The organism is Pseudoxanthomonas sp. LH2527, from assembly GCF_022539275.1.
In the GTDB taxonomy this organism is placed as follows: Bacteria; Pseudomonadota; Gammaproteobacteria; order Xanthomonadales; family Xanthomonadaceae; genus Pseudoxanthomonas_A.
In genome coordinates this window covers 1-10,051 of sequence record NZ_JAKZBW010000051.1, presented here as the reverse complement: position 1 = coordinate 10,051, position 10,051 = coordinate 1, and the positions used below count along the sequence as shown (strand labels likewise).

Genomic DNA, 10,051 nt, shown 5'->3' with positions numbered 1-10,051 from the left:
GATTCCGGCGTGGCGAGCTTGCTCTCCCGCGGTCGTAGCACCCAAGGTGTGACGCTCGACCACGCCGGCTCTCGGCATCTAATCTGGCAGATCGCCAAGAGATAAAGGTGCCGAAGGCGGATGAGGGCTGCTTTTTCGTCACCGCGTGCAATGCGTCAGTGAGTGCTGACGCCTTTGATGTTCGCGTCCGACCGATGCGTCGTCGCACAGGAATCTAAACCGCGCTCGCCCCTCATCCGGCCTCCGGCCACCTTCTCCCCGCCTAGCGGGGAGAAGGAACAGCCGGCGCGAGCGAACTGCACCCGCATTTCCTTCTCCCCGTGCCAACGGGGAGAAGGTGCCCGAAGGGTGGATGAGGGGCGCCTTTTTTTTGTGCACGCGATGCGGCAGCAAGTGCTGAAGCCCTTGATCTTCGCGACCTACCGATATGCCGTCGCCCAGGAATCCAAATCGCGCTCGCCCCTCATCCGGCCTCCGGCCACCTTCTCCCCGCCTAGCGGGGAGAAGGAACAGCCGACGCCAGCGAAGTGCCCCCGCTTTTCCTTCTTCCCGTGCCAACGGGGAGAAGGTGCCCGAAGGGCGGATGAGGGGCGCTTTTGCTTCAGGGCGTGCGATGCGTAAGCAAGTACTGATGCCTTAGGTGTTCGTGATCGACCGATGTGCAATCGCCCAGGAATCCAGACCGCGCTCGCCCCTCATCCGGCCTCCGGCCACCTTCTCCCCGCCTAGCGGGGAGAAGGAACATCGGGCACCAGCGAAGTGCCACGGCTTCTCCTTCTCCCCGCCGCCGATTGTGGAGAAAGAACAGCCGACGCCAGTGAAGCGATGCCGCTTCTCCTTCTCCCCGCCTCGCGGGGAGAAGGAAAGGCGAGCGTGATGGAGTTCCTTCCGGCAGAAAGAGGGTACCGCGCCAGCGATCCTTCGACGGGGACGCACCTGCAGCCAAGCTGGGCGAAGCTCGGGCTTCGCACAACGGTACCCATGTGGTCGCCGTGGCTGTTTCACCTGGATCCGGCACGCCGCTGTCGCGGCATCGACCACGCCTGCAGTGTCGCGCGGGGTTCGCAAAGATGATGTCAACGCGGTGCAAGCGCGCGAGCATAACTGCGCGCCGGATCACATGATGGCGTGAACGCGTGCTGTCGGGCGCTTCAGCGTGCGGGCGTGGTCGAAGCAGCGCCGGTGGCGTCGATGAACACCGGGTTGGAATAGAACCACAGGTCCTGCCACGGATCTTCGCCGGGCACGTCGGCGGGCGGTGTCGCGTCCAGCGTGTTGCTGCCGCGTGCGCGCACGAAGGCGCCGCGTGCGGGTACCGGCATGTCCCAGGTGACGACCAGCATGTCGCCGTCGCGGCGCCAGCGGTCCGCGCGCGAATGGCGTGTCTGCATGACCGGGGTACCGTCATCACCGGGAGAGCCGACGATCAGTTCCATCTGCGCCAGCCTCGGTCGCTCGCCATGCGCATTCGCTCGGCTCGGCTGGCGCACGCGCAGCTCGATGCGCATCGTCGTGCCTACCGGCAATGCCAGCGTGTCGCCCAGGGTCGCCACCTGCGCGGCATCGTTGCCGCGCACCGTCAGTTCCAGCGCGTCGATCAGGTCGCCGGTGACGGCGAACATGCGGCCGTGGCGCAGGCCGTCGAGGATGTCGTCGGCATCGCGCCGCGCCCAGACGTAGGTCTTGCTGTATTCGCCGGGGTCGTAGTCGCGGCCGCCGTCGCGCAGGTTGTGGTGGGAATCGGAGGTGGCGGTGATCCAGAAGCGCCGGCCCTCGGCCAGCAGCGTGTCCCACACGCCGCCGACCTGCGTGGTCATCTGGTCGAAGCCGCCGAACGTCGGTGCCGCCGGGTTGCGGTACAGGCCACGCTCGCTGCGGATGGCCTGGTGGCCGGGGGCGCCTTCCATGCCGACCAGCACGCGCGGTGCGGTGTCGTGCCAGGCGCGCAGTTCGTCCGGTTCCACCTCGCCCCACTGGCCCATGCCGGTGGCGGTGCGCGAGGGATGGTTGACGAACATCAGTGGCGGCGCGGGCAGGGCGCGCATGTGCGCCAGCGCGGCGAGCATGGTCTGCGCCTCGTCGCGCTGTACGCCATCCGCCGGCTCGTTGCGGCTGAAGCGGCGTTCGATGTCGACCAGTTCGTCGCGCTCGCGCGGGCTGGGCGCGATGATCAGCGAGGCGTGCTCGGCGGCCGGCACGTCGAATTCCATGCCGTTGAACTGGATCAATGCGGGCACGTCGCGGCGTGCCTGTTCCAGCGCGGGCCAGGCGTGCTCGTGGGTGACGGCCGAGTGGCCGGGGCCACCGTGGTCGGTGTGCACCATCCAGGTGAGGCCGTAGGCCAGCGCCTGTTGTGCGTTGCGGCTGCGCGTGTACGGCGAATCGCCGCCGCGGATCGGTGTGGGTGGCGAGGTGGTGCGGTCCCAGTCGACGCTCCATTCGCTGTGCACGTGGTGGTCGCCGGCCTGCCAGGCGCGGCCTTCATCGGCCGCCATGGCGTTCGCGGACAGGGACAGGGCCAGCAGAGCCGGCAGCAGGAAGCAGCGCATGGAGACCTCGCAGGACGCGGAGACGCCGCCGCAGGCGCGGCGGGTCGCAGAAAGAAGAGGCGCGCCGCGAGCGATGCCGCGGCGCGCCGTGGCTCAGAAATCCGCGCGCAGGCCCAGGCTGATGCGGCGGCCCGACTTTTCGTACATGGTCGGGAAGGACGGGTCCATGGTGTAGCCGCTGGTCTCTTCGTCGGTCAGGTTGATGCCCTTGAGGCTCAGCTTGAGGTAGTCGCTGATCCGGTAGCCGATCGAGACGTCGAGCTGGCCGTAGGCGTCGCGCCAGATCGGATACATGTTGTAGCCGATGGACTCCACGTATTCGTCCTTGTGGTTGTAGGACACGCGGGCGTCGAAGCGTGCGTTCTCGTAGTACGCGGTGAAGTTCCAGGTCTTCTCGGACAGGCCGGGCATGGGCGTGCGGATGCCCAGGTCGGATTCGCCGGCCAGCGAGCTGTCCAGCATCGTGTAGTTGGCGTTGATGCCGAAGCCTTCCAGCGCCGAATGGAACGTGGCCAGCGGCAGGTTGGCGATCAGCTCGATGCCGTCCACGTCGTACGAGCCGTCGGCGTTCACCGGCTGGTAGACGTCGAAGTCGTAGTAGCCGTTGAGCGTGCCGTTGGCGTTGTAGACGGCCACGTCCTCGACCACGCCGGTCAGCGCGTTCACCACCACGCCGTCGATCTTCTTGCGGAAGTACGACGCCGCCAGCAGGCCGCCGTTGTCCAGGTACTTCTCCAGGCCGATTTCCCACTGCTTGGCGTAGGTGGGCTTGAGGTCCGGGTTGCCGTCGGTGAAGCGGAACGAGCTCCAGCTGGCGGTGCGCTTGTAGGCCACGTCGGTCAGCGCCGGACGGATCAGCGTCTCGGAGCCGGCGGCGCGCAGCAGCAGGCCATCGGCCAGCTCGGCGGTCAGGTTGAAGCTGGGCAGCACGTCGGTATAGCCGCCGTCGCTGGACACCGGCGTGTCGGTGTAGCCGGTGCTGCCGTCCGGGTTCTGCACGGGGTGGTAGCCGAAGGAGGTGACGGAGGTGTCGATGTAGCGCGCGCCCGCGTTCACCGTCACCGGCACGCGGCCGAGGATGAAGTCGAAGTTGGTCATCGCGTACAGCGCGGCGACTTCTTCGTCCACGCGGTAGTACTGCGCGTCGTCGAACGGCGTGGAGAAGCCGGGGTAGCGGAAGTAGCCGCGGGCGAACTCATTCGACACCTGCTGCCAGTCCAGGTCCTTCACGCTGTAGGCGCCGCCGGGGACGATGTCGCCGATGGCCTGCAGCGGGCTGTCGGCCAGCGTGCGCGTGTTGACCCAGGAGGTGTCGCCAGCGGACGGGCCGGTGATCTTCAGTTCGCCGTACTGGCGCTCCTTGCTGCGGTCGGTGTAGCGGCCACCGAACTGCACGCTGCGCAGCGCGGACAGGAACGGCAGGTCGAGCTTGCGGGTGACGTCGAGCTTGGCGGCGTACTTGTCGTCGTCGATCTTCTCCAGCGTGGTCTCGTAGGCCTCGAACAGGTAACGCTCGGGCGAGGCGTACATGTCGAAGCCGGCCGAGCTGGCGCTGGGAATGGTCTCGCCGCTGCGCCCGGTCCAGCGCGTGCGCGACGGCGCGTAGGCGACATGCTTCAGGTTGGAATAGTCCAGCGTCTTCTCGGCGCCGGAGTAACCGGCCATCGCCTCGATGTCCCAGAGGTCGTTGTTCCAGTCCAGGGCGAGGCTGTACTGGCCGTAGTCGGTCTTGTTGATGCGCTCCTTGCTGAGGAACTCGTGCTGGGTGGCCGTGTAGGACACGTCGCGCAGCACCAGCATGCCGTACTCGGACAGCGTGGTGTCGTCGTACTCGTGGATCGTCTCCAGCGTGCTGCGGCTGGAGGCGGAATAGGCCGCGGCGTCGTACTCGTCCTCGGTGGTGTCGTAGCCGCCGACCATGGCGTCGAAGGTCAGGCTGAAGGTGCGGCTGGGCTTGTACTGCAGCGAGGCGGTCGCGCCCCACTTGTCCTGGTCGTTGAGGTAGACGCGGTCGCCCACCTTGTCCTGGAAGATGATCAGGTTGCTTTCGGCGGTATTGGTGCGGTTGTCGATGGTCCAGCCGGTGTCGCGCTCGATCACCGCTTCGGCCTGCGAGCCGCGGGTGCCGGACGCGCCCAGGAAGCGCGACATCGGGCGGAAGTTGATGCCCGAGGTGGAATCGGTGCGGTTGGTGCGCTGCGCATGCGCGAAGGAGACCAGCGCGCCCCAGTCGCCCCAGGTGTCGCTGGCGAGGAAGGCGAACTTGGGATCGGTCTCTTCGGAGATGGAGTTGTGCGCGCCCTCGGCGGAGAACACCAGCTTGCGGTCGCTGTAGTCGAACGGCCGTGCGGTGGAGATCTTCACCGAGCCGGCAATGCCGCCTTCCTCGTCGGCCGCGGTCGGCGACTTCTGCACGGTGACCTGCTGGATGATCTCGGAGGCGAACAGGTCGAACTCGACATCGCGGCCGCCGCTGCCGGAGGCGGTGGCCAGGTCGTTGATGGAGACGTGGGTGTACTCGGACGGCAGGCCGCGCACGTTGACCTTGCTGCCCATGCCCTTGCTGCGTTCGATGGTCACGCCGGGCATGCGCTGCAGCGCTTCGGCGAGGTTCTGCTCGGGGAAGTCGGCGACGTCGGTGGCGACGATGGAGTCGGAGAAGCCGACGTTGTAGCGCTTGATGTCGACCGCCTGTTCCAGGCTGCGGCTGTAGCTGCCGACCACTTCGATGCTTTCCAGCTGTTGCGCATCGACGGCCGAGGCCGACGGCGTGCCGGCGGACGGGGCGGGTGCGGCCGCAGGCGTGGCGGGTGCGGCGACCGGGGTGGTCGCGGTGGCGGCTTCGATGGTCACCGTGCCGGCGTTGAGATAGCGGTAGCGCAGGCCGGTGCCGTCGAGCAGGCGGGCGAGCGCCTGCTCGGAGGACAGCCCGGCGGGCACGGCGCGCGTGCGCGGATTGCCGGCCTGGGCGTTGTAGACGAACTGCAGCCCGGTCTGGCGCGACAGGGTATTGAGCGCGCTGTCGAGCGATTGCGGCGGGATGGCGTCGGTCGCGGCCGTCGCCTGCTGGGCGATCGCGTTGACGGTCGTGGCCTGCAGGGCGAGGGCGATGGAAAGGACAAGGAGTCGGCGCATCGTGGAGTCCGGTAGTGTGGGGTGGTGGGGTCGCGCTCATCGCGCGCTCACCCTTCCTACGATTCCGCACGAAGAAGATCGGGCACCGTTTTCTTCGTGAATTTTTTCTTACAGCGCCGGCTCAGTACGTGCCGGACACGGGCGCGTGGCGCGAGCGCACGCGGATCTCGCCGTTGCCGGCCGTGGTCGTCAGCGTGGGCTGTTCGTCGAGGAAGGCGCGCAGCGAGGCGAGGTCGTGCGCCTTCAGGTTGCCGGTCAGGCGCAGCGCGCCGGCCACGCTGTCGTCCACGTACAGGCGCGTGCGGTTCATGCGGTTGAAGCGGTCGGCGATCTCGCGCAGAGGTTCGTCGCGGAAGACGATGCGGCGTTGCCACCAGGCGGTCAGCACGTCGGCGTCTTCCCGGCTGATCGACACGCGGCGGTCGGCATGCGCGATGCGCGCCGCCTGCCCGGCGTGCAGATCGGCCAGCAGGCTACCCGCGCCGCCTTCGTCGATCACGTGGATGCGTCCCTCGGTGACGCCGAAGCGCGCCTGGTCGCGCTGCAGCGAGACATCGAACGTGGTGCCGATGTCGCGCACTTCCAGTCCGGCCGCCTGCACGGTGAAGGGGCGCAGGCCCGGGGCGACGACGAAGCTGGCCTGGCCACGCGTCAGCGCCACCTGCCGGCGGAATGGGCCGAACGCGACCGAGGCTTCGCTTTCCGCATTCAGATGCAGCACGGTGCCGTCGTCCAGCGCGAACACGCGCGTCTCGCCATGCGGCGCGGCGTAAATGCGCGGCGACGGCATGGCCAGGTGCAGGCCGGCGGCGACACTGAGCAGCACGGCGGCGGCCACCGCCATGCGTGGCAGCCAGCTGCGCTTGCGCGGACGCCGCGTCTGCGCCGCCGCGATCCGCGCACGTCCCAGCGCCACCACGTTGTCGTCGCGGCGATGACCGGTGATGAAGGCCTCGACCTCCGCGTCCGTCGGCATGGCGCGCACGGCGTCACCCAGTTCCGCGGCCACGCGGGCCATCGCGAGGTATTCGCGCAGATGCTGCGGCGAGGCCACCAGCCAGTCCATGAAGCGCTGCTGGTCGGCCGGGCTCAGGGCGCCTTCACGCTGCAGCAGGTGCCAGTGCGCGGCTGCTTCGGTGGTCGTCGGCGTGCCGGGTGCGTGGGGACTCACTTCGCGTCTCCCATCGCGCGGCGGCACACGGCGAGCCCGCGCACGACATGCTTCTTCACCATGTGCGGAGAAACCCCCATGCGCTCGGCGATCTGCCGGTAGGTCAGGCCGTCGCGGTACTGCATGACCAGCACCGCGCGGGTGCGCGTGGGCAGGCCGGCGAGCAGCGCCTGCATGTGTTCGCGGCGCTGCACGCGCTCGGTCGCATCCTCGACGCCTTCGGCGGGACTCATCAGCGCGGCCACCTGTTCGATGTCTTCGAGGGGCACCGGCGAGCGCTGGCGGCGCGCGGCCTGTTCGCGCGCCAGGTTGGTAGCGACGGTGTACAGATAGGCTTCGGGATTGGCGATGCGCTCGCCCTCGCCCTGGTGCGCGCGCAGCAGGCGCAGGTAGGTTTCCTGCACCAGGTCTTCGGCCTCGTCGTTGGCACCACGGCGTGCGAAGAAACCGCGCAGCGCCGGGGCCTGGTCGGTGAAGACGCGTGTCAGCGCCCGTAGTGCCTGCTCGGCCAACGTCCCGTCCTGTCCCCGGTAAAGGGCGGCACGGTACGTGGGGCCGATGACGATGCGGTGACAGCGTGGCGCCCGCAGCTCCGCGCGCGGTCGGTGCGGGAACGCGGAGGTCAGGGCGCGATCAGGACAATCGCCGTCGGCGCCCGTGCCGTGGTCCGCTGGAACTCGCCAACGTCAGTCGACACGTGCCGGCCGCCTGACCGCGCGCAGCAGGCCGCTGGGGCCGCCGCCGCAATAGAACAGGTCGGCGCCGTCGGACTCCAGGCCGCTGATGTGCGAGCCCGCCGGCATGTCGAGGCGTTCGAGTACGCGGCCGTCGCGCGGGTCGATGCGGCGCAGGTCGCTGTCGTCGCCCTCCCAGGTGGCGTGCCAGAGTTCGCCGTCGACCCAGCTGACGCCGGTGACGAAGCGGTCGGATGCGAGCGTGCGGAGGATCTCGCCGGTGGCCGGGTCGATCTGATGGATGCAGCGCTCACGGTACTGGCCCACCCACAGGCTGCCTTCGGCCCAGGCCATGCCCGAATCGCGGCCCTGGCCTGGTGCGGGAATCGAGGCGACCACGGCCCCGGTGGCCGGATCGATCTTGTCGATGCGCGCTTCGGCCAACTGGTACAGGTGTGTGCCGTCGAAGGCGGTGCCGGCATCGCCGGGACGCTCGATGCTGCGGATGACGTCGCCGCTGGCGGGCTCGATGGCCAGGATGCGCTCGCTGGTGGCGGCCCAGACGTGCCGGCCGTCGTGGGTCACGCCGTGGATGCTGGGTGAGCCGTCGAAGGGGCCGTACTCGCGGACGATCTCGGCGTAGCGGGCGGGGGTGTCGTGATGTGTGGCGTCGTTCATGGCGGGCATCCGTATGCGTGGGGGAACGGGGCCAATCTACGCAGGCGGCGTCGCGGCAGGGAGTAACAAGATGGTCGTGAATCCGGCCAGCGGCGGCGCCACCCAGCGTTGCGCGCGGGCGCGGCCGACCGCACGCACGTGCCCGGTGGCTTCCATCGCGGCGAGTGCGCGCTGCACCGAACGCTGGCTGTCGCCGGTGGCCAGCGCCAGCGCCGAGGTGGACCAGGCCATGCCATCGGCCAGCAGTCCGTGCAGCGCGCCCTGTTCGCCGTCGACCGGCGGCGCCAGCACCACCACGCCGTGCGTGCCGTGCGGCGACAGCTGGAAGCCGCGCGCGGTGGCGGTGAGCGCGGCGAACGGCCTGAGCAGGCGACGCAGGCGCCCGATCTCCACGCGCAACCGCGCGCGGTGCGTCTCGTCCGGTTGGCGCGTGCGGAACACGTGCGCGATCAGCGCGTTGCGGTCGACGTCGCCGGGCCAGCCGGTGGCGAGTGCGCGCAGCAGGGCGAACAACACCGGGCGCCGCGCGAACGACAGCACCGTGCCGCCCTCGCGCAGGGCATGGCGCACGGCATCGACGACCAGCGCGCCGGAAGCGAGCAGGGCTTCCACGTCATCCAGGGTCGCCAGCTGTTCGTGGCCGGCCTGCAGCACGCGCGCGGCGGGACGTTGCAGGCTGGCGTCGAGCTGCGCGATCTCGGCGGACAGCGCGGGGATGCCCGCCTGCGCGGCGGCGGTCTTTGCACGCTGCAACGCGAGGCGTGCCTCGCGCGTGCGCAGCGAGCGCAGGGCGATTTCGGACTGCGCAAGCGCGGCCAGGGCATGGTGCGCGGCGGGTGCGCCTTCCAGATCGAGCGCGTCCACGGCGGCACGCGCGGCTTGCAGCCGTCCCAGCAGCAGCTGGCGACGCAGCGCAATCAGTTCCGCGTGGCGCGCGTTGGCGCGGTCACCGCGTGTGGCCAGTGCCTGTGCGGCCGCGTGCAGGCGTTGCGGCTCGGCGCCGAAATCGCGCAGGGCCAGCGCCACCTCCGCCTCGGCGACGACGCAGCGCGCACGCGCCATCGGCTCGCGGGGACCGAAACCGCGCGCGGCGCGCCGCAGCAGATCGCGCGCACGCGGATAGTCGCCGAGCTGCGCCATGGCGATACCGCGCAGGGCGAGGGCGGGCGGGTCGTCCCGCCAGCCCACATGCTTGAGTGCGCCCAGGACGTCGCCGGTGGAGAGGGCGCGCCCGGCGGCGGCGATCAGGGAATCCATGCCGGCAGCCTACCGCGCGGGCGTGCCGTCGTCGCGGGTCGTGCCGGTGCTATTCCGCGGCCAGTTCCCGTTGCATGCGGGTGTAGTCGCGGCGGTACTGGCGCGCCAGCTGCACCTTCTTCGTGGCACTGAGGATCTTGCCGGACACCTGGAAGAATTTCTTTTCCTCTTCGCGCAGGTGGTGGTGCACCTTCTCGGACAGCTCGCGTGCCTTCTTCAGCCACGCCGCGTAACGGGAGTCGAGCGACTGCAGGTCTTCGATCAGTTCGTCGATCTGGTGGTGCTCGTGCAGCGCATGCCGCGACGCGTCCAGCCCCCGGTCGTCCATCAGGATGGGGGCGTAGAGGAAGCGCTCCTCCGCCGCCGCATGCGCGGCCAGTTCGATCCGCAGTGCGGTGAACAGGTCCAGCCGCTCGCGCGTACCGGCTTTCGAGCGCAGCAGGCGGCGGCACAGCGAGCGCTGGAGTTCATGGCTCTCGTGCAGGGCGTCGTAGATGGACTCGGGCATGCGGCGGTGTCCTGGCGAAGGGCGGGGAACGGCAGGGGTCAGGGGAGGGTGCGGACCTTCGGTTCGCGCGCGTACTGGC

General features: G+C 69.4%; 7 protein-coding genes. All 7 read right to left on the bottom strand.

What is annotated here, in order from left to right; all coding sequences use genetic code 11:
• Nucleotides 1–1,151: 1,151 nt before the first annotated feature.
• The 7 genes from MMG85_RS18205 to MMG85_RS18175 all read right to left on the bottom strand — a co-directional run bounded on the left by MMG85_RS18205 (nucleotide 1,152) and on the right by MMG85_RS18175 (nucleotide 9,972).
• On the bottom strand, nucleotides 1,152–2,549 hold the full coding sequence (locus MMG85_RS18205; protein ID WP_241047319.1) for a hypothetical protein: 1,398 nt from the start codon (nucleotides 2,547–2,549) through the stop codon (nucleotides 1,152–1,154).
• Between the two features lie 93 nt (nucleotides 2,550–2,642).
• The gene (locus MMG85_RS18200) at nucleotides 2,643–5,684 is read right to left on the bottom strand and encodes a TonB-dependent receptor (RefSeq protein WP_241047318.1); all 3,042 of its coding nucleotides are present in this window, start codon (nucleotides 5,682–5,684) and stop codon (nucleotides 2,643–2,645) included.
• A 121-nt stretch (nucleotides 5,685–5,805) separates the two neighbouring features.
• The gene (locus MMG85_RS18565; RefSeq protein WP_241047317.1) at nucleotides 5,806–6,855 is read right to left on the bottom strand and encodes a FecR domain-containing protein; all 1,050 of its coding nucleotides are present in this window, start codon (nucleotides 6,853–6,855) and stop codon (nucleotides 5,806–5,808) included.
• A complete protein-coding gene (locus MMG85_RS18190) occupies nucleotides 6,852–7,367 on the bottom strand; it encodes an RNA polymerase sigma factor (protein ID WP_241047316.1) in 516 nt (171 codons plus the stop codon). The genes MMG85_RS18565 and MMG85_RS18190 overlap by 4 nt, the downstream gene beginning before the upstream one ends.
• Before the next feature lie 174 nt (nucleotides 7,368–7,541).
• Complete coding sequence (locus tag MMG85_RS18185; RefSeq protein WP_241047315.1) at nucleotides 7,542–8,207, bottom strand: glutamine cyclotransferase; 666 nt, start codon at nucleotides 8,205–8,207, stop codon at nucleotides 7,542–7,544.
• A 36-nt stretch (nucleotides 8,208–8,243) separates the two neighbouring features.
• Nucleotides 8,244–9,464 carry a helix-turn-helix domain-containing protein gene (locus tag MMG85_RS18180; protein ID WP_241047314.1) on the bottom strand — a complete coding sequence of 407 codons (1,221 nt, stop codon included), beginning with the start codon at nucleotides 9,462–9,464 and terminating at the stop codon, nucleotides 8,244–8,246.
• A gap of 49 nt (nucleotides 9,465–9,513) precedes the next feature.
• Nucleotides 9,514–9,972 carry a hemerythrin domain-containing protein gene (locus tag MMG85_RS18175; RefSeq protein WP_241047313.1) on the bottom strand — a complete coding sequence of 153 codons (459 nt, stop codon included), beginning with the start codon at nucleotides 9,970–9,972 and terminating at the stop codon, nucleotides 9,514–9,516.
• Between the last annotated feature and the right edge of the window lie 79 nt (nucleotides 9,973–10,051).